This window comes from Streptomyces sp. NPDC111507, from assembly GCF_055638955.1.
Genome location: NZ_JBVKBU010000003.1, coordinates 762,646 through 781,718, shown reverse-complemented (window position 1 = coordinate 781,718; position 19,073 = coordinate 762,646). Strand labels below are relative to the sequence as shown.

Annotated in this window: 14 protein-coding genes and 2 pseudogenes; 9 read left to right on the top strand and 7 right to left on the bottom strand. The window is 69.7% G+C overall.

The genetic code is table 11. The features are described 5' to 3' along the window. Positions 1-259: 259 nt before the first annotated feature. Positions 260-1,723 carry an MFS transporter gene (locus ACZ7M2_RS16175; protein WP_471595769.1) on the bottom strand — a complete coding sequence of 488 codons (1,464 nt, stop codon included), beginning with the start codon at positions 1,721-1,723 and terminating at the stop codon, positions 260-262. A gap of 59 nt (positions 1,724-1,782) precedes the next feature. On the opposite strand from ACZ7M2_RS16175, the gene ACZ7M2_RS16170 reads away from it, so the two are divergent. Further along, positions 1,783-2,262 (top strand): winged helix-turn-helix transcriptional regulator, encoded by a 480-nt coding sequence (locus ACZ7M2_RS16170; RefSeq protein ID WP_362521457.1) that lies wholly within the window; start codon positions 1,783-1,785, stop codon positions 2,260-2,262. Positions 2,263-2,837: 575 nt separating this feature from the next. Next, on the top strand, positions 2,838-3,836 hold the full coding sequence (locus ACZ7M2_RS16165; protein ID WP_471595768.1) for a helix-turn-helix domain-containing protein: 999 nt from the start codon (positions 2,838-2,840) through the stop codon (positions 3,834-3,836). Between the two features lie 145 nt (positions 3,837-3,981). On the opposite strand, the gene ACZ7M2_RS16160 is transcribed toward ACZ7M2_RS16165, so the two are convergent. After that, the gene (locus ACZ7M2_RS16160; RefSeq protein ID WP_471595767.1) at positions 3,982-7,359 is read right to left on the bottom strand and encodes a S8 family peptidase; all 3,378 of its coding nucleotides are present in this window, start codon (positions 7,357-7,359) and stop codon (positions 3,982-3,984) included. Between the two features lie 169 nt (positions 7,360-7,528). Here ACZ7M2_RS16160 and ACZ7M2_RS16155 point away from each other — a divergent pair. After that, positions 7,529-8,014: pseudogene (locus tag ACZ7M2_RS16155) on the top strand (transposase); the annotation flags it as partial. A 74-nt stretch (positions 8,015-8,088) separates the two neighbouring features. Beyond that, positions 8,089-8,298, top strand: coding sequence for a DUF6243 family protein (locus ACZ7M2_RS16150; RefSeq protein ID WP_471595766.1), 210 nt, complete (start codon positions 8,089-8,091; stop codon positions 8,296-8,298). Positions 8,299-8,491: 193 nt separating this feature from the next. Here ACZ7M2_RS16150 and ACZ7M2_RS16145 read toward each other — a convergent pair whose 3' ends face one another. From ACZ7M2_RS16145 to ACZ7M2_RS16135, 3 genes are all read right to left on the bottom strand, one after another. After that, entirely contained in the window at positions 8,492-8,809 is a 318-nt protein-coding gene (locus tag ACZ7M2_RS16145) for a hypothetical protein (protein ID WP_471595765.1), read from the bottom strand. A 480-nt stretch (positions 8,810-9,289) separates the two neighbouring features. Continuing rightward, complete coding sequence (locus tag ACZ7M2_RS16140; RefSeq protein WP_471595764.1) at positions 9,290-9,790, bottom strand: cupin domain-containing protein; 501 nt, start codon at positions 9,788-9,790, stop codon at positions 9,290-9,292. A gap of 35 nt (positions 9,791-9,825) precedes the next feature. Beyond that, complete coding sequence (locus ACZ7M2_RS16135) at positions 9,826-10,776, bottom strand: NADP-dependent oxidoreductase (RefSeq protein WP_471595763.1); 951 nt, start codon at positions 10,774-10,776, stop codon at positions 9,826-9,828. Positions 10,777-10,928: 152 nt separating this feature from the next. On the opposite strand from ACZ7M2_RS16135, the gene ACZ7M2_RS16130 reads away from it, so the two are divergent. From ACZ7M2_RS16130 to ACZ7M2_RS16110, 5 genes and pseudogenes are all read left to right on the top strand, one after another. Beyond that, entirely contained in the window at positions 10,929-11,912 is a 984-nt protein-coding gene (locus ACZ7M2_RS16130) for a helix-turn-helix domain-containing protein (RefSeq protein WP_471595762.1), read from the top strand. Positions 11,913-11,972: 60 nt separating this feature from the next. Further along, complete coding sequence (locus ACZ7M2_RS16125; RefSeq protein WP_471595761.1) at positions 11,973-12,344, top strand: hypothetical protein; 372 nt, start codon at positions 11,973-11,975, stop codon at positions 12,342-12,344. Positions 12,345-12,975: 631 nt separating this feature from the next. After that, the gene (locus tag ACZ7M2_RS16120; RefSeq protein WP_471595760.1) at positions 12,976-13,188 is read left to right on the top strand and encodes a hypothetical protein; all 213 of its coding nucleotides are present in this window, start codon (positions 12,976-12,978) and stop codon (positions 13,186-13,188) included. Between the two features lie 264 nt (positions 13,189-13,452). After that, a complete protein-coding gene (locus ACZ7M2_RS16115; protein WP_471595759.1) occupies positions 13,453-17,529 on the top strand; it encodes a beta-galactosidase in 4,077 nt (1,358 codons plus the stop codon). 343 nt (positions 17,530-17,872) lie between these two features. Continuing rightward, positions 17,873-17,977 (top strand): annotated as a pseudogene (locus ACZ7M2_RS16110) (TetR family transcriptional regulator); the annotation flags it as partial. Between the two features lie 109 nt (positions 17,978-18,086). Here the strand turns inward: ACZ7M2_RS16110 and ACZ7M2_RS16105 are convergent. Continuing rightward, the gene (locus ACZ7M2_RS16105) at positions 18,087-18,656 is read right to left on the bottom strand and encodes a TetR/AcrR family transcriptional regulator (protein WP_471595758.1); all 570 of its coding nucleotides are present in this window, start codon (positions 18,654-18,656) and stop codon (positions 18,087-18,089) included. Between the two features lie 237 nt (positions 18,657-18,893). Further along, positions 18,894-19,058, bottom strand: coding sequence for a hypothetical protein (locus ACZ7M2_RS16100; protein ID WP_471595757.1), 165 nt, complete (start codon positions 19,056-19,058; stop codon positions 18,894-18,896). Positions 19,059-19,073 lie beyond the last annotated feature (15 nt).

The following is a 19,073-nucleotide window of genomic DNA, read 5'->3' as shown; positions in this document are numbered from 1 at the left end:
GGTGGCGCAGCGCCATCATCAGGTGGACGGGGACGGGAGTCGTCCGGCCGGCGCGCTGTGCCAGCGTGCTCGCGCCCCGCTCGGTCGATGGAGAAGTCGGGGAACTCCACGTCGGTGAAGGCGATCCCAAGGCCGTGGGCCCGTCTACCTCCGTCCCGCAAGTTGGCGTGCCCCCCGTGCACGTGCGAGGCACCATCTGCTGCTCGCCCGTCCGGCGTCCCGGGCGGCGAACACCTCTCGCGCGCCGGGCAGCGGCCGGTCAGGGTGTCTGCGGCAGAGCCCGCCCCGCCGCCTCGGCTTCCTTCGGCGCGGCGGGTCCCGTCCGCTCGGAGCCCTGGCCCCGCCCTCGGCTGAGCTGCGCCCCGACCGCCGAGGTCGCCAGGCTCAGCGCCGCGGCTGTGTACCAGACGACCCGGAAGTCGTGATGCGAGGTGGCGTCGACATGGGAGCCGACGACCGCGACCAGGACGGCGACGCCGATCGTGGCCGAGATCTGGCGCACGGAGTTGACCAGCGCCGACCCGGTCGCCGCACGGTGTCCCGGTACCGCGTGCACGCCGGCGGCCACCAGGGTGCCAAGGGCCAGGCCCACTCCCGCACCGGTCAGCAGCTGGCTGGGCAGCATCTGACTCGCGTAGTCCGGGGTGACCGACGCGGAGATCGCGAACCAGATCATGCCACCGGCGAACAGCACGCCGCCCGCCGCGATCAGCGGCCCCTGCCCGAAGCGCTGCGCGGCACGGGTGGTCAGCACGGTGACGACGGGCACGAGCGCGGGGCCGGGGGCCAGGGCGAGACCGGTGCGCAGCGCGCTCCAGTGCCAGACCTCCTGACACCACAGCACGTTCGACAGCAGCATGATCGAGAAGGCCACGCCGAACAGGAGGCTGCCCGCGTTCGCCGCACCGAAGCGCGGCAGCCGCAGCAGGTCCAGCTCGAACAGCGGACGGGGGTGCCGCAGGGACCGGAGCACGAACGCGGCGCCGCCGATCACGCCGACGGCCAGCAGCAGTAGGGTCTCGCCGTTCGTCCAGCCCTGGTCGGGTGCCTGCACCAGCGCCCCGGACAGCGAAGCGATCGAGACGATGACCAGCAGGGCGCCGAGGAGGTCGGGCAGCGGCCCGGTCTCCCGCGCGGCCGGCTTCGGCAGCGCGGATCGACCCACGACGAGCGCCGCGATGCCGATGGGCAGGTTGACGGCGAAGACCCACCGCCAGTCCACCTCGGTCAGCAGGCCACCGGCGACGGGCCCGGCGGCCGCGGCGAGTCCGCCGACCGCTGCCCAGCCGCGGGTGGCTTGGGTGCGGCGCTCGGCCGGCACCGCCGCCAGCAGCAGGGCCAGGGAGGTCGGGATCTGGGCCGACGCCCCTACGGCCTGCACCACCCGGGCCACGATGAGGGTTCCCAGGTTCGGGGCCAGGGCACAGCCCAGCGACGCGAGCGTGAAGACGGCGATCCCGGCGAGGAAGACCGGCCGCTGCCCTATGCGGTCACCGGCACGCCCGGCCACCACCAGCAGCGCGGCGAAGGTGATCGCGTAGGCGTTGAGGACCCAGGACAGCGATCCGAGGCCCGCTGCGCCACCGCCTCCGGAGAAGTCCTCTCCCACGGCGGGCAGCGCGACGTTGACGATCAGCAGATCCAGGTTGGTCATGAAGACGGCCACCAGGACGACTGCGGCGGCCGCCCGAGGGTGCTTTGAAAATCGAAGCAGCGTGGACATGAGGCAACCCAAGCACAGGGTGATTTGGAAATCAAACCCTGTCGGGTGACACTGGGACAATGACCACACGCATCGACCCCCGGGACATGGCGGGGCGCCCGTGCTCCCTCGCCGCGGCCCTCCAGATCATCGGTGACCGCTGGGCCCTGCCGGCGATCCGCGAGGTCATGCTCGGCAACCACCGCTTCCGGCAGATCGCCAGGAACACCGGCGCTCCCACGGACCGGCTCGCCGCGCGCCTGAAGGCGCTGGTGGAGAGCGGCATCCTCGAACGGCGCCCGCTGCCGGACGACGCCCGCTACAGCGGCTACTACCTGACGGAGGCCGGGCGCGATCTGGGGGCCATCACCCGCGAGCTGATCGGCTGGGGCGACCGCTGGGTCGTCACCGCACCGCCCGGCCGGATCCGGCACCGGGATCACGAACTCGTCACCCACACGGTGTGCGAGACCTGCGGCGAGCGGGTCCACGGGGAAGATGTCCACCGTGACGACCTCGTACCCGGCTGGGACCAGTCGGGCCCGGTGACTACCCCGTAGACCGAACGGTCCCATCTCGGCGAAACGAAGGTCCGGCATGATCAACGGCGCTGACGTCATCCTCTACAGCCAGGACGCGGAGGACGACCGCGCCTTCATCCGCGACGTTCTCGCCTTCCCCGGTGTCGACGCGCGCGGCGGGTGGCTGATCTTCGAGCTGCCCCCGGCAGGGATCGCCGTACACCCCACCGGGAGCGCGCCCCCGGCACGAGTTCTGTCTGATGTGCCACGACCTCGACGCCCCGCTCGGGGAACTGCGTGCGCGGGGTGTCGAGATCACCCGCCCGGTCAGCGAACAGCGCTGGGGCAGGCTGACGGCGGTGCGTCTGCCCAGTGGCGCCGAACTGCCGCTGTACGAACCTCGCCACCCCGTGGCCCACAGTCCGCGACACTCGAGCGGCCCCGCCCGGGGTCCACCGGATGCTGACGGCACCGTCCCGTCACGGTGAACCAGATCGCCGGCGACAACCGTCGTGGTGCCTGGTCAGGGGCTGGTGGAATCATCAGCCGGGACGACCGCGTTCCCCCCGCGGAAACCCGGGCGGAGGCGGCCCGGATGTGAGAAAGGTGGCGACATGCTGGAGACGGTGGGCCTGACGGCCGACGAGAGCGAGGTGTACCGCCTTCTGGTCGCCACCGGGACGGCGTCCGCTCAGGACATCTCCGGCCGCTCGGACCTCGACGTCGTGACCGCGCGGCTGCTGCTGCGCGCGCTGGAGCGCAAGGGCGTGGCGTCGGCGGTCGAGGACAATCCCGAATGGTTCACGGCCGTGCCGCCGCAGGTGGCCCTTATGCCCCGGCTCCAACGCCACTTCGACGCCCTGGAACAGACCCGGGCCGCCGTCTACGAACTCGCGGAGACACACCGCCGCAGCGCATGGGCCCGGAACACGGGCGAGGCCGTCGAGATCATCACCGGCGCGGCGGCACTGCGCCAGCATCTGCGCCAGCTCCAGCACGGCGCCGGCCGCGAGATGATGTGGTTCGTGAAGGCCCAGTACGTGGCCATGTCCCCGGAGAGCAATCAGGAGGAGTTCGACGCCCTGGACCGGGGCGTGCTCTACAGGGCCCTGTACGAACAGGCGTACTTCGACGACCCCGACTCGGTGGACTATGTCGTCAAGGGCGTGTGCGCCGGAGAGGTCGCCCGGGCGGTGCCTGTGCTGCCGCTGCGGATGGCGATCGCCGACCGCTCGGTGGCCATCCTGCCGCTGGCCGCCTCGGGCACGTCCCGCAACCCCCGGGAACTGCGAGCCGCGGTGGTGCGGGAGAGCAGCCTGCTGGACGCGCTCATCGCCTTGTTCGAACACCACTGGGAGATCGGTGCTCCGCTCCGGGTGACCGAGGAGGGCCAGATCGGCGGCGCCGGCACCACGGATGCCGCCTCGCCGGTCGGGGAGGACCGGCACCTGCTCTCCCTGATGGTCGCCGGCATGACGGACGAGGCGATAGCCGGACAGCTGCGGGTCAGCAAGCGCACCGTCCAGCGGCGCATCCAGGGCCTGATGAGCCTGGCGGGCGTCGCGACCCGTATGCAGCTGGGCTGGCACGCGGCCCGCCGCGACTGGCTCTGAGCACGGCGGACGCCGCAACGCACACGAACAGGGCCCACCGGACGTGTCCGGCAGGCCCTGTCCCTGTCCGTCCGGCCACTGCGGCCGGGCTGTGCTGCTCGCGGAAGCAGTTACTCGCGAGGACGTGGCTGCTCCGCGAAGGCGGCTACTTGAGCAGGTAGCCCTTGATGACGGTCTCCTTGAAGGAGTTGCCCGCCGCGTCCTCGACGTGGACGCGCAGGCTGACCGAGCCGCCCGCGGTGCGGCGCGGGTGCTCCACGGTCACGGTGCGCTCCATGCCGGAGCCCTTGACCCGCACCGACTGCCAGGTCTTCCCCTCGTCGAAGGAGACCTCGGTGGTGAAGACGCGGATGGGCGACGCCGGGGCGCCGGCCGTCCGCTGGATCAGGACCGGGATGTCGAGCTCGCGGCCGGCCTCGGCCCGGTTCCACTCGTCCAGCTTCGGCGACATACGGACCGCGTACAGCGGCAGCGCCTGCCGGGTCGCCGTGCTCTGCGACCGGAACCGCCATTCCGCCCGCACACTCGTGGAGACGGAGCTGGGGGCCATGTCACGGTCGTGCTCGACCGTCAGACGGTAGTCGGCGGGGGTGGCGTCGGCCGGGACGTCGCTCATGCTCCAGTCCTGGGAGACCAGCTCGCCGTTGCGCCACAGCTTCACCTCGGGCAGGCCGGACGTGGTGTCGGCCACCAGGTCGAGGTTGCCGTTCGCGGCCGACTGGAAGGGCCGGAACATCGTGTCGCCCTCGCGGAAGGCGGCCATCTGGGACGAGAGTCCCACGGCCTGGATCCCGCCGTTCCAGCGCTCCTCGACCTGGGAGCCGGCCCGGTAGCCGTGCAGGTCGCTCAGGTAGCTCTGCCCGTGCGCGTTCGGGTCGAGGAAGCTGTTCTGGTCGAAAGCCGTCTGCCAGCGCAGGCCGTCGGCCGCCGAGAAGTAGTCGACGCGCCGCGTCGGGACCGGAACTCCCTCCATCGCCCGGCCGCTGAAGCGGATGTTGTCGACGTACGTCCAGACGAGGCGCATGGCCGTGGTGCCCGGCGTGGTGGCTGCGAAGGTGGTGTTCACCCTGGCCAGCTCGGACTTGAGGGGGTGGTAGGCGGGGTCCGCCGGGATGGCGCCGTGCACCGGTCGCGTGAGGTAGTAGACCGAGGAGGGATTCCCGTCGGGGCCGGCCCGGTCGCCCCAGACGCTGGTGACGAGGTACGTGAACTTCGAGTCCTTGTACCGGGCCGTCGGCACCGCGTACACACCGTCGATGTGGTCGGTGCCGATCGCGTTGTTCATGGTGACCGAGAGCAGCTGGTCGGCCATGCTGATTGTGCCGATCTCGGCCGACATGATGCGCGCGGAGCGGCTCGGCGCCGACACCGTGACGGGCTTCGCCTTCCGGGCGTCGATGGTCACCTGCCGGTCGGCGCTCATCACGACCTCCGGCACGCCGACGATGGTGCCCTCGGTGAAGGAGGCGTCGAAGTAGAAGCCGCTCACCGAGTAGGTGTCCTTCGGCAGCCGCACCACCGTGCTGCTCTTGCCGAGCGCCTCGACCTCGTACGCCTTGCCGTCGGCCGAGTTGACCAGCAGGTAGGCGTTGTCGGGGGCGGCGCCCGTGCGGCTCTTCATGCCGATGCGCAGGTCGTACGACGGTTGCTCGACATCCATGCCGAACGGGACGCGCACCGACACCTGGTCGTCCCCGGTGCTCGCGATCACCACACCGCTGTAGGCGGCGTACGTCGTGGCGGCTTCCGGGGTCGCGGTGAGGGTGACGTCCGCCGTTCCGTGCGCGGGCACGGTGACCGTGTCGGCGCTGAGCCGGAACAGGCCGGCGGGAGCGGGCACGTCCTTCTTCCCGCTGCTCGGGTTGTCCTTCAGCCGAAGGGTGACCGGCGCGGCGCCCGGGTTGCGGTAGGTGATGCTCTTGGTCACCGGAGGCCGCTTGCCGTCCGTCCAGCGGATCAGCCCGAAGTCCAGTGCGTTGGTGTCGGCGGTGACGTCCTGGTCGACCGCCCGGGCGACGTCGACACGTCCGGCGCCCTGGAAGTAGGCGCCGTGCTCCTTGGCGCCGGTCGCCGACTGCATCAACTGGCGCTTGACCTGCTCCGCCGTCCAGTCGGGGTGCTGCTGGAACAGGATGGCGGCGGCTCCGGTCACATGGGGCGCGGCCATGGACGTACCGCTCATCGCGACATAGCCGTCGTCGGCGGTGGTGCCGCCCACCCTCGCGGCGACGACGTTGACGCCGGGGGCGATGATGTCGGGCTTGAGGCCGGAGTCGCCCACCCGCGGGCCGACCGAGCTGAAGGCGGCGAGGTCGTCGTCCTCCTCGGCCGCGCCGACGGCCAGCGCCCGGTCGTCGGAGGCGGGCGAGGAGACCTTGCCGGGACCGCTGTTGCCGGCCGCGGCCACGACCAGCGTGCCGTAGTCACGGGTCACGGTGTCGACCATGGCCTCGAGGGCGTCGGTCTCCGGTGTGTCCGTGTCGCCCAGGCTGAGGTTGATCACCTTGGCGCCGTGCTGGGCGGCCCAGGCCAGTCCCTCGACGATGTCCGAGTTGTCGCAATTGCCGTCCGCGGTGCACACCTTGCCGGACAGGATCTGCACACCGGGTGCCACACCCTTGTACTTGCCGTCGGAGGCCGCGCCGGAACCGGCGACCGTGGAGGTCACATGGGTGCCGTGACCGTTCAGGTCGTCGGTGTTCGGCTCGGTGGTGAAGTTCGCGGACTCGGTGACGAGGCCCTTGAGGTCCGGGTGGTCGGGGTCGTAACCGGTGTCGAGCACGGCGACCTTGACGCCGGTGCCGGTGTAGCCCTTCTCCCAGGCGTGCGGGGCGCCGATGCGCGGCACCGTGCTGTCGAGCTGGATCCTGGAGTGGCCGTCCAGCCAGACCCGGCGCACACCCGCTCCGAAGGACGTGGCGTCCGCCCGACCGGGGGCGATGCCCTTCCAGAACCCGGCGGCGTCCGCGCGGTGTTCGCCGAGGGCCGCGAAGGGGGTCCCGCCGATGGGGCGCACGGTGTCGGCACCGGCGGCGGTCAGCTGTCGCCGGGCGGTGCCCGCGTCCCCGGTGTACTCGACGATCAGCGGCAGGCTCGACCGCTGCGCGTACTTGCCCCGGACCAGGGCGGAGACGTTGAACAGCGCCTTGTCGAGGCGGCCCGTCGCGAGCAGCGGGAGCGTGTCGGCGGGTATGACCGTCCAGTCGCGACCGGCCTGGCGCTTGATGAACGCGACTCGTTCGCGGCCCTCGGCGGGCTCGACCGACACACTCTGCTTGCCCGAGGTGTCCGTCTCCAGAGTGACGCGGTCGCCAGTGATCAGGGTGAGCTGATGCCGGGAGATGATCTGCGTCCGGGCCGCTCCGGTCTGCGCGGCGGCTTCCGTTCGCCCGGTGTGCGGGCCTAGGTCCTGAGCGGCGCCGGGGGCGGCGGTCAGACCGGCCACGAGCGCCACGAGGGCGGCGGTCGCCGCCGTATGCCGAGGCCGGGGAGGGCGGACCCTGCGGCGCCACCTGTTGTTCATGTCTCTCATGGGAGGACAGCGTGGTGCCGTCCGATGCCGAGGTCAGCAGTTCGCCCTGTCCACCAGGCGTCAAGTCACCTTTACGTCAACCCCGATACTTCATAAAGAGCGCAAAAGCTGCCAAGTTGGCGACTCGTGGACGAACCGGGTGATCCGCTCGACTTGCCCGCTCGTGGAGTGCCATGCCCCGCAGCTGCTCGACGGGGCGGGGATCCGCCCGGACACGGCGGTCACGTTGCTGATCACGGTGGGGGACAACCCGGAACGGCTGGACAGCGAGGCGTCGTTCGCCGCGCTGTGCGGGGTCAGCCCTGTCGAGCGTTCCTCGGGACGCCGGCAGTTCCGTCGCCTCGACCTCGACCGCGACCGCGACCGCGACGGCGACCGGCAGGCCAACGCCGCGCTCCACGGCATCGGGTTCACCCGTCTGCGGGTCGACCCGCGCACTCAGGATTACTACGAGCGCCGGATCAAGGAGGGCAAGACCCGGCGCGAAATCGTCCGCTGCCTCAAACGCTATGCGGCCCGGGAGGTCTTCCACCGACGCCGGGGCGGCGAAAAAGTTGGTGTGCGGGGCCGACGGAACCGGGTAACGTCATGGTCATGTTCTTCCAGACGCCGATTTACGAGTGAGAGTGTGATGGGCCCCTGCTGACGTCCTTCGACGTCGCCGCGCCCGTCCCCCACCGATGAATCCGTAGATCACTTCACATCATTCCGGGAGAACCCGTGAGCAAGAACATCAACAACCCCGTGGGCATGGGCGGCGGCCAGCGCAAGAAGCTGTCCCGCGCCGAACGGCAGAACAACGGTCCGCACCGCAACCTCGACCGCCAGGCTGCCGCCGACCAGAAGGCGGAGCTGGTGCGCAAGATGCGCGAGAGGGCAGGCGCAGCCGAGGACGCCGGGCAGACGGGCGACGACACCGCACAGAGCTGACGCACCGCCGCCGCAGGGCGGCACCGCACGGGGCAGGGCCCGGACCGCGAGGCGTGGTCCGGGCCCTGCTGCCGTACCGGGTGCGGCCGGTCCCGCTCAGCTCCCGGCCGAGTACCCGCGTCTCAGCCGACCACCCGGGGCAGCCGCGGATTCAGCAGCCCCGCCACCACCACCCCGAGCTGCACGAGCAGCGTCACCACCAGCGCGTTCCCCGTGCCCAGCCCGGGCGACACCGCCAGGAAGAGCGTGCCGGCGTCGCCACCCCCACGGCCGGCGAGGACTGCTGTGCGGTCACCAGCGCCCCGCTGCCTACCCCCGCCCGGTCCGCCGGTACGTCGGAGAGCGCGATCCGCAGCAGCACCGGGAGGTGGAAGCCCTGGCTCGGCCGGCTGGCCGGCGTCAGGCCGCCCTCGCTGACGCCGCCCGCGCCCGCGCCGCGCTCGCCGGCAGGTGCCGACGGCGCAGTGCTGCTCTGGGCGTTGGCGAGGGGAGCGCCCAGGCCACCGTCCACTCCAGTACGGCCAAGGTGTTCGAGACGCTCGGCGACCGGCCCAACGCGGTCCGGCAGTACGAGCGAGGGACGGCGAAGAGGCAGGGAGCGACGTACGCGCGGATCACTGCGTTCGACCCCGTCGCGGTCGTGGGATCGTCTTGCGCCGGTCAGTACCTCCGCTCCTTGCTCTGCCCTGACGTGCAGGCCAGCCCTTCGCATCCGTTGAGTTGGCCGGCGTCGACGCCCGCCGGCGGACCTCTCTGAGCCTGAGTCGGGTGGCAGCAAGACGTCGAGAGAGGTTCGAGCGCCTCCGGAGCCAGGCCCGTTGACGCGGTGCACACGAGCTACCCGTGGGGCTCATGGCCACCTGGAGTATTGGTGCGCGACCAACCGGCCTCGAGCCGGATAGCTCAACGTGTCGGCCAGCAACTCGTATCGAAAGCGGCCCGGGCTCGGTGATCGTCGGCAGACAGGTGCCGGGCATGCCGGCCACGCGGGCTACAGGAACTCGCTTCGGTAGGTCGAGGCCAACTCGGCCGCGCGGCGGCGGCGTTCCGCGAGTTCGTCCTCCGACAGCTGCGGTGGCGGCGCGTCCTTGCCCGCGACGACATCGCCGATGCGCATGAAGTACTCGTCCTGGCCGGCGGGGGTGCACATGCACAGCATGCGGGCCGGCGCACCCGAAGCGTTGCGGAAGTTGTGCGGCGCGTTGGCCGGGATGTTGATCGTGGACCCGGCCCGTACGGTGTGCTTCTCGCCGCGGAAGGTGAACTCGATCTCGCCCTCGAGGATCGTGAACATCTCCTCGAAGTCGTGCCGGTGCGGCGGCGGGCCGCCGCCGTCGGGGACGCGCATGTCGATCAGGCAATACCGGCCGTCGGTCTGCTCGCCGGTGACCAGCATGGCGTACGTGTTCCCCACCAGCGAGATGTACGTCGTGCCGGGGGCGTCGGGGTTCGCCACGGTCAGTGAGCGGGACGGATCGTCGTCGGGGATCATCGTGGTCGTCTCCTCAAGGGCCAGTCGGGCAGGAGTCAGTCGCCGGGTGTGACGACGACCTTGCCGCTGGGCAGTGCGCCCGCGCCCGCGGCGGCGTCGGCGTGCAGGGCCGGCAGCTCGGCCAGCGGCACCCGCCGGGCGACCTCGACGCGCAGCTCGCCGCGGTCGACCAGTTCCACCAGGTGCGACAGCTGCTCCGCGTCGCTGCGGACGAACAGGTCGATGCCGCGTACGTCGCGCTCCTCGTCGGTGGGCGCGGGCATCCACACCGTGGTGTTCACCAGGACACCACCGGGGCGGATCAGACCGAGGAGCGCAGCCAACTGTTCCGGTTCGACCGGCGCGAGGTTGAGCACGACGTCGACCGGCCGGCTCACCGTCGCGATGACGTCGGCGGCCGTGTGGTCGATGACCTCGTCCGCGCCCGCCGCCGTGACGCGCCGGCTGCTGCGCGGGCCGGCCGTGGCGATCACGTAGGCGCCGGCCTGCTTGGCCAGCTGCACGGCGTAGCCGCCGACCGCTCCGCCCGCGCCGTTGATCAGCACGCGCTGCCCGGCGGTCAGCTTGGCGTGCTCGAACAGCGCCTGCCACGCCGTCAGGCCCACCAGCGGCAGCGCGGCCGCGTCGGACAGCGCGACGCTCTTGGGCGCCGGCGTCAGTGCCTCGGCCGGTGCCAGGACGTACTCCGCGGCGGCGCCCGTCCCCGCCATCGGCAGGAAACCGATGACCTGGTCACCGACCTGGATGCCGGACACGCCCTCGCCGAGCGCGTCGACCGTGCCGGAAACGTCTATGCCGGGCGTGTGCGGCAGCGTCACCGGGATCGGCCCCTGCATGAAGCCGGCGCGGATGGTGGCGTCGACCGGGTTGAACGACGTCGCCGCGACACGGACCCGCGCCTGCCCGGCGCCGGGAACCGGCTGCTCCACGTCCTCGTAACGCAGGACGTCGGGGTCGCCGTACTGATGGAAACGCACTGCCTTCATGGTCTTTTCTGCTTTCGCCCGAGAGGTCGCGGTAGATCGTTGTGTGTGGGGGTGAAGCGCAGCCAAGCGTAGGAACGGCCGTGTGTCGAAAGCGTGTACCTTTGCGACACCAGATGGGATTCCGGCGACATCTTCATCGGCGCGGAGGACACATGAAGAGCAGGCCGCGATTCCTTGGACCGGGCGACAGGATGGGCACGTTCACCGTCGACGCCGGCTCCACCGGCACCGGCCGGGAAACGTGGGAGCCGTTCATCGACACCTGGAACGACCGTATGGGAGACCTGTACCCGCTGCCGGAATTCAGCGCTTCCACCGTCGACGGCTTCCAGGGAACGATGCGCTCGGTGACCCTGGAGGACACCGCCATCAACGAGCTCTGGGCGTCCTCACCGGTGAGCACCCGGGCAGTCGGGACACATGAGCACGATTCCATCAGGTTGTACGTCGGGCTGCGCGGCGGAGTGGCCCTGCAGGACCCGCACGATCAGGGCGGTGACGCGTACGTCTCGGCCGGTACCTACTTCATGCACCACTGTGTGACGGAGAATCACTTTCACACCACGCCCGTGATCGGCACCCGCATCTTCATCTTCCCCGGCGACGCTCTGCGGCCCCTGGTCGCCGGTACACCGCGCACCGGCCAGGCCACCTCGCCCGCGGCGCAGATCCTCATGGCACACACCAGCATGGTGCAGCGGACCCTGAGCGAGCTCAGCCCGGCGGGCGCGCACGCGTCCCGCAACGCCCTGCTCGAACTGGCCAAGGGGCTGGTCCTCGACCACTTCGACGACCGCGAGCCCACCTTCACCCCGGCGCTGGCACAAGCGGCCAAGGACCTGGCCGATGCCCGGCTCACCGACGCCGGGTTGTCGCCGGCCGCGATCGCCGCGCAACTGCACGTCTCCTTACGCACCTTGCAGCGGGCCTTCGCGAGTCTGGACGAGTCGTTCAGCGCCTACATCCGCCGCCGACGCCTGGAGGAAGCGGCCGAGGCCCTCACCGCCCCCGGATCACGGCTCAGCGTCTCCGAGGCCGCCGCGCGCTGGCATTTCACCGACAGCAGCCACTTCATCCGCTCTTTCAAGCAGCAATACCACGTGACACCAGCGCAGTTCGCACGCACGCTGACGTGACCCCTGGCAGGGGCCGCGTTCGCGGTGGCAAGGCCGGCGCGGGCCTGGGGGGTGACCTCGGTGGAGATGTCCCTGGCGCGGCTGAAGGAGGCACTCAAGCGGGCAGTGGCCCGGCGCCTGTTCGCCGCGAACGTTGCCCGGGAGGTCACGATCCCCCGGAAGGCACGCAAAGCGGAACGCAGTGCCAGGACGGTCGTGCAGCCCTGGAACGTCGAGGAGGTTCATGCCTTCGTGCGCTCGGTGGAGGATGACCGCCTCTACGGCCCGCTCCTTCTCCGCTTGATGGGCCTGCGACCGGCGGGGATCTGCGGCATGCGCTGGGCCGACGTCGACCTGGGCAGGGCCACGCCGGCCGTTACCGACCCCCGAACGCTGATGGGGAACAAGACGGTGGTGGAGAAGGACACGAAGTCTCGCGCCGGTGAGCGGTAGGTTCCCCTGCCGGATCTGGTTCGGGAGACCCTGACGCGTTTCTGGGCCACGCAGGTGGCCGCGGCCGGCCGGCTGAGCGGTCGGCATGCGTGTGTCTTCCGCCCCCGCACGACATCCTGCCCCTGCCCGCCGCGGTCGACCTGGTCCGCGCCACGCTGTACTTCGACGGCACCGGCATCGGCCAGGATGAAGACCGCGGCGTACGAGTCCATCAAGGAACTCGTCACCCAGTACGGCACCATCGACGATCTGTGGTGGGGCGGTCAGGGAGTGGCGGTGGAGCTATAAGAATGCAGCGGATCCCCGGTTTCGGTAACCGGGGTGTCGCCGCTGTATTGCCGCGCTCTTCGGTCAGGACCAGGCGGGATGGGCTGCACTCTGGTCAACGGCCTGTTCGGGTGCTCAGAAGTCGGAGCCCGGTAGCGTCAGGGGGCGACGTTCAACCTGTGCGAGTCGGACTTTTTTGCGTGGCCGGTTGGACACATCGCCTTGCTGTTCGAGCAGGAGGACGAGTTCCCGAAGCTCGCCTAGGACGATCACTCGCTGGTTCAGGGCGCGTGTGCTTTCCCCAAGGGCTGCTTTTCGTGAACCCGGATGCGCAGCCGCGCCGGACCCGGGCGACAGGGCTGCCGTGCGTGAACGGCACCTCAGCAGCGGCACGCACTTCTTGACCGTGCGCATCGCGGCGCCGTCGGTGGCCGACGAGAACGAGACGTCGCTCACCTCGAACCTCGTCATCCCGGCGCACGCGTACACAACCGGCCTTGCCACGTTCGTACTTATGGACCTCCTGGCTGAAAAGCGCTTCGTCGAAGCCGGTACTTGCGACGGCGCTCGGCCATGACTGCGCGCATGCCGGGCAGCAGCCCTGCGGGCGAGGGACATTCAGCCCAGCCCTTCTCATCCGTCCTTTCCCGCCCCATTGTGTTGAGCCTTGTGCGGCCCTACTGTTCGACTTTGCCTGAGTCTGTCTGGTGCTGATCGTTCGGGCTGTATGGAGGCCGCAGTGCGGGGTAATCGGATCAGTTCAGAGGTTGCGAGACCCGGTCGCCGGAGACGGTGGAGGGCGGTCCTCGCGACCGCCGCGACCATCGCCCTGGCCGCGGGCATGAGCGCGCCCGCCGCGGCGGCGCGGGACGTCGGCGCACAGGCGCCCGCCGCCGCGCCCGCCGTCAGTCCGCGGGCGCACACGGTGAGTATCGACGGCTACTCGTTCCTCGTCGACGGCAAGCGGACCTACCTGTGGTCCGGCGAGTTCCACTACTTCCGGCTCCCGAGTCCGGATCTGTGGCGCGACATCTTCCAGAAGATGAAGGCCGCCGGGTTCAACTCCACCTCGCTGTACTTCGACTGGGGATACCACTCGCCGAAGCCGGGTGTGTACGACTTCAGTGGCGTGCGCGATGTCGACAAGCTGCTCGACATGGCCGAGGAGGCTGGCCTCTACGTCATCGCCCGCCCGGCGCCGTACATCAACGCGGAGGTCGACAGCGGGGGCCTGCCCGGCTGGCTGACCACCAAGGCAGGGAACAATCGCAGTGACGATCCGCGGTTCCTGAAGTACGCGGACGAATGGCTGACCCAGATCGACCGGATCATCGCCCGCCACCAACTGACCAACGGCACCGGCTCCGTCATCGCCTACCAGGTCGAGAACGAGTACTACAAGGGCTCGGCCGCCGGCCACTCCTACATGAAGCACCTGGAGGACAAGGCCCGCGCCGACGGCATCACGGTCCCGCTGACCGGCAACAACAACGGCACCTTCAACTCCGGTACCGGCGCCCTGGATGTCGACGGCCCTGACTCCTACCCGCAGGGCTTCGACTGCTCGAACCCCTCGAAATGGAACGGCGTTCCAGACATCAGCTACGACCACCCCGCCGGCAGGCCGCTGTACTCGCCGGAGTTCCAGGGCGGCGCCTTCGACCCCTGGGGCGGGCCGGGCTACGACAAATGCGCCCAGCTGATCAACGACCAGTTTGCCAACGTGTTCTACAAGCAGAACATAGCCGTCGGCGCCACCGCGCAGAGCTTCTACATGACCTACGGCGGCACCAACTGGGGCTGGCTGGGCATGCCGCAGAATTACACGTCCTACGACTACGGCGCCGCGATCCGCGAGAACCGCCAGCTCGACCCGAAGTACGACGAGGACAAGCTGATCGGGTACTTCACACAGTCGGTCGCACCGCTGACCAAGACCGAGACGATCAGGGCCACACCGCCGGACGACTCCGCGGTCGTCGACACCGCCCGGATGAACCCCGACGCCAAGACGCAGTTCCACGTCCTGCGGCACGGCAACTCCACGTCCACCGCGGTCGACAAGACTCACATCGCGCTGGACTTCAACGCCCAGCCCTCCGCCGACACCACCTACACCTGGGACGACCCCGACTCAGCGCTGCAGTACACCGGTTCGTGGTCGCACGTGGCCGACCAGAGCTACACCGGCGGCGACTACAAGCACACCGAGTCCTTCTCCAACAAGGCCGGTGACTCGGTGACCGTCCCCTTCGACGGCACCGCGATCCGCTGGATCGGCTCGAAGACCAACAACCACGGCAATGCCGACGTCTACCTCGACGACACCAAGGTCGCGACGGTCGACGACTCCGGCGGCGAGAACCAGGCAGTGGTCTTCCAGAAGACCGGCCTGCCGGACGGAGCGCACACCCTGAAGATCGTCGTCGACGGCAGCCACAGCTCGGGCTCCACCGACAACTACGTGGCCATCGATGCCATCGACGTGCCGACGGGTACCGCCGCCGCGGAGCCGACCTACCCGGTCGTGCCCCAGCAGCCGGGCACCGCGATCACGCTCGACGGACGCGACTCACACGTGGTCGTGGCCAACTACCGGCTCGGCGACTCACAGTTGCAGTACTCGACCTCGGAGATCATGACCAGCGCGACCATCGGTGACCGGGACGTCGCCCTGCTCTATGGCGATGCGGGCAGCGATGGCGAGACCGTGCTGCGCTACGCCTCCAAGCCGACGGTGACCTCCAGCGGCGGCCCGGTCACGACAACCTGGGACGCGACCACCGGCGACCTTCGGCTGAACTACACGCACAAGGACCTGATCCGCGTCAGCATCACCGGCGGCGGACAGCGCCCGCTCGAACTGCTCGTCGGCGACAAGGCCACGGCCAAGACCTTCTGGCGTCAGGACACAGCGGCCGGCCCTGTCCTCGTGCGTGGCAGCCACCTGCTGCGGACGGCGACCAGCCTGAACGGCGGCCGCACCCTGGCACTCACCGGCGACAACGCCGACGACAAGAACATCGAGGTGTTCACGTCCGCCGACCACATCACCTGGAACGGCCGGACCGTCGGCACCCGGGCCGGCGGCACGGGTGGCCTCACCGGGAAGATCCCGACGGCAGCCCCGATACACCTGCCGGCACTCACCAACTGGAAGCACAGTGAGGAGTCGCCCGAAGCGGCCCCCGGTTTCGACGACACCAGCTGGCAGGTGGCCGACAAGACGACGACCAACAGCGTCTCCGGCGTCAACGCGCCGCCGGTGCTCTACGCGGACGACTACGGCTTCCACACCGGCAACACGTGGTATCGCGGCCGCTTCCACGCCACCGGCAAGGAGACCGGCGTCCGCCTGGTCTCGGACTCCGGCGGAGGGGCGCAGGCGTTCTCCGCCTGGCTCAACGGCACCTTCCTGGGCAGCTCCACCACGGGCAGGGCCGACTTCACCTTCCCGGCCGGTGTGGTCAAGTCCAAGGGTGACAACGTCATTTCCGTGCTCACCGTGAACATGGGGCACGAGGAGGACTACAACTCGACCAACGGCAACAAGGCGGCGCGAGGACTGACGAGCGCCTCCCTCGCCGGGGCGCCGCTGACCGCCGTCACCTGGCGGCTGCAGGGCGTACGCGGCGGCGAGGACCTGCAGGACACGGTGCGCGGGCCGCTCTCGACGGGCGGTCTGTACGGCGAGCGGGCCGGCTGGTCCCTGCCCGGTTACCCGGACGGCAAGTGGAAGAAGACGTCCCTTCCGACGACCGACACCCGTCCCGGGGTCTCCTGGTACCGCTCCGATGTCGCCCTGGACCTGCCGCACGGCCAGGACACGTCGCTCGGGCTGACGTTCACCGACGACCCGTCACGCAAGTACCGGACCACGATCTTCGTGAACGGCTGGCAGGTCGGCAACTACGTCAACTACCTCGGCCCGCAGCACACGTTCCCGGTGCCGAACGGGATCCTGAACCCGAACGGCCGAAACAGCATCGCCATTGCCGTATGGAACCTGGACGGCAGCACCGGCGGCCTCGGCAGGGTGTCGCTCACCAACTACGGCAGCTACGCCTCGTCCCTGCACGTCGCGCAGAACGCCAGCCCCCGCTACGACGCCCACACGTACGCGATGCCGAAGCGGCCGGGAGCGGACGTCACCCTGGACGTGCTCGACACCGCCCAGTCGGGACGGACTTTCACGGCCGAGGCGACGGTGCGGGTGCCGAAGGACAAACCGTCCGCCTCCCGGCTGACGGCCTCGCTCTCCGCGCCCGACGGCTGGGACGTGAGCGCCTCGAGCCCCGCGTCGGTCAAGCGCGTGCAACCCGGCCAGTCGGCCACCTTCACCTGGAAGGTCCAGCCGCCGACGGGGAAGCTGCCGTCGGCCTCGGCTCTCACCGCGACAGTCCACTACCTGCAGAACGGACGGCAGGCCACCGGCACGGACGAGCGCATCGTCGGTGCGATACCGCCTGCTCCACCGGCCGGGAAGAATGCAGTGAGCGACCTGCCGTTCTTCTCGTCCACCAACGGGTGGGGTCCGGTCGAGCGTGACACCAGCGTCGGCGAGCAGGCAGCCGGCGACGGCCGTCCGATCAGCATCGCCGGCGCGAGCTACGCCAAGGGCCTGGGCACCAACGCGGACAGCGACATCGAGCTCTATCTCGCGGGGAACTGCTCGCGGTTGACGGCCGAGGTCGGTGTGGACGACGAGACCAACGGCGCGGGAACAGTGACGTTCTCCGTGACGGCCGACGGCAAGACATTGGTGACCACGCCGACGATCCACGGCAAACAAGCTGCCGTACCGATCGACGTGGACGTCAGTGGCGCCCAGATGATCGACCTCAAGGTCGGCGACGGCGGCGACGGCAACGGCAGCGATCATGGTGACTGGGGGCTGCCCACGCTGACATGTGGGTAGTGCCTGTCGCGCAAGCCCGGCTTCGACGGCGCAACAGAATCAAGCAGATCCTGAGCGCCGATCGCGGGAGGTGAGTGATCCGGGCGTGCCCAGGGCGCGGAAAGCCGCTCCTGCGATCTGTTCGTGCGTGAGCACCTCGGGCCGCCGAGTTCAATGACCCGGTCGTCGGTGTTGACGGCAGAAACCGATCAGTTTTGCCACGGTAAACCGATCGGTTTCCGCGCGCAAGTCCAAGCGGCGGGCCTCCTTCGGCATGTCGGCCAAGTTCCTCGCGGACGTTGGCGATCGATCGCCCGGCGATCAGAGCCCGGTCCCGCGAGTTCGTCCGGGCCGGCTGGATGTCTGGGGGACCGTGCACCTGCCGCTGCGCGCCGATGTCAACGAGACCGCGACCTTCCTGGCTCACGGCATGCTCATCAACACTCTTACGGCCGTCGGGCCTCCCTGAGTTCCGGAAGGTAAGGGCGTGAAGCCATGGGAAGCTGCTCGGGTCACCGGAGACCGGCATCGGCTCGCCGAGCAACTCGGTCAACGAGACTGCTCGTAAACGTGATGCGTCAGCGCATGTCCGCCGCGTCGAGCAGGGTGGTCACCGTGGGCGCGATGAGCCCTGTCGGCGTGTCGGCTCTGATTCCCGCGCGGGCGCTGGCGCCGTCGAAGACCAGGATCAGCTGCCGGGCCAGTAGATCCGGGTCGCTCGCCCCACCCTGTTCGGCCTCGGCCCGGAAGAAACCTGTCAGATTCCCCTTGACCCGGTGGGCCACCCGGCTCGCAGGGTGGTTCTGGTCCTTGAGCTCGATCTGCACAGCCAGGTACCGACAGCCCTGGAAGTCGGGCGCACCCGCCTGCGACGCCAGCTGGTCGAAGACGTGCAGGATCCGCTCGCGGGGTGAACGGTTGTCGTCCGCCGCGGGCAGGAGCGTCAGCACGTAGGCGGAGGCGCGTTCCTCCAGGCTTGCCGCCAGCAGTTCGTCCTTGCTCTCGAACAGCTGGTACATGGAGCGCTTCGACACCCCCGCCGCCTTGCACAGCGCGTCGACGCCGATGCCGACACCGTCTCGGTAGGTGAGTGTGGCCGCTGCCTCCAGCAGCCGCTCTCTGGGACTTGGCTTCGCCTCGGTGGTCATATTGCGAGGTTAACTCGATTCCGACCAATTGAAAACCGATCGGTTTACGGCGCTTGCCGGAGCGATCTTCGACGCCGCCCACGGCCGAGCGGGCATATGGGCACGGTTCCCGCCAGCCGGGTGGCGGTCTTCTCGGGCTTCGTCTCCGGCGGGACGCGGTGGCTCCCGGCGGTCGTACCAGCCTGTCATCCCGAAGCCGAAGAGTGCGGCCGCAATGGGACCGACAGCCATCATCACTCAGCACCGTCCCAGGCCCACGTCACTGTTGGCGCCGCAGGAGAGAACCGAGCGGACACCGCCGGTGATCTGCCGCAGCGGCTCGAACTCTGTGAGGAAGGGGTAGGAGCCGGGCGGCGCCTCGGCGGGGGTGGCGATCTGTCGTCGGCACCGCCATCGCGACATGGAACAACGTGACCA

Bases quoted from the DNA above. Each gene is read 5' to 3' on its own strand.
- ACZ7M2_RS16175 (WP_471595769.1), bottom strand. From the start codon at position 1,723: ATGTCCACGCTGCTTCGATTTTCAAAGCACCCTCGGGCGGCCGCCGCA.
- ACZ7M2_RS16140 (WP_471595764.1), bottom strand. From the start codon at position 9,790: ATGATCCCCGACGACGATCCGTCCCGCTCACTGACCGTGGCGAACCCC.
- ACZ7M2_RS16130 (WP_471595762.1), top strand. From the start codon at position 10,929: ATGAAGAGCAGGCCGCGATTCCTTGGACCGGGCGACAGGATGGGCACG.
- ACZ7M2_RS16170 (WP_362521457.1), top strand. From the start codon at position 1,783: ATGACCACACGCATCGACCCCCGGGACATGGCGGGGCGCCCGTGCTCC.
- ACZ7M2_RS16100 (WP_471595757.1), bottom strand. From the start codon at position 19,058: ATGTCGCGATGGCGGTGCCGACGACAGATCGCCACCCCCGCCGAGGCG.
- ACZ7M2_RS16135 (WP_471595763.1), bottom strand. From the start codon at position 10,776: ATGAAGGCAGTGCGTTTCCATCAGTACGGCGACCCCGACGTCCTGCGT.
- ACZ7M2_RS16165 (WP_471595768.1), top strand. From the start codon at position 2,838: ATGCTGGAGACGGTGGGCCTGACGGCCGACGAGAGCGAGGTGTACCGC.
- ACZ7M2_RS16160 (WP_471595767.1), bottom strand. From the start codon at position 7,359: ATGAACAACAGGTGGCGCCGCAGGGTCCGCCCTCCCCGGCCTCGGCAT.
- ACZ7M2_RS16115 (WP_471595759.1), top strand. From the start codon at position 13,453: ATGAGCGCGCCCGCCGCGGCGGCGCGGGACGTCGGCGCACAGGCGCCC.
- ACZ7M2_RS16105 (WP_471595758.1), bottom strand. From the start codon at position 18,656: ATGACCACCGAGGCGAAGCCAAGTCCCAGAGAGCGGCTGCTGGAGGCA.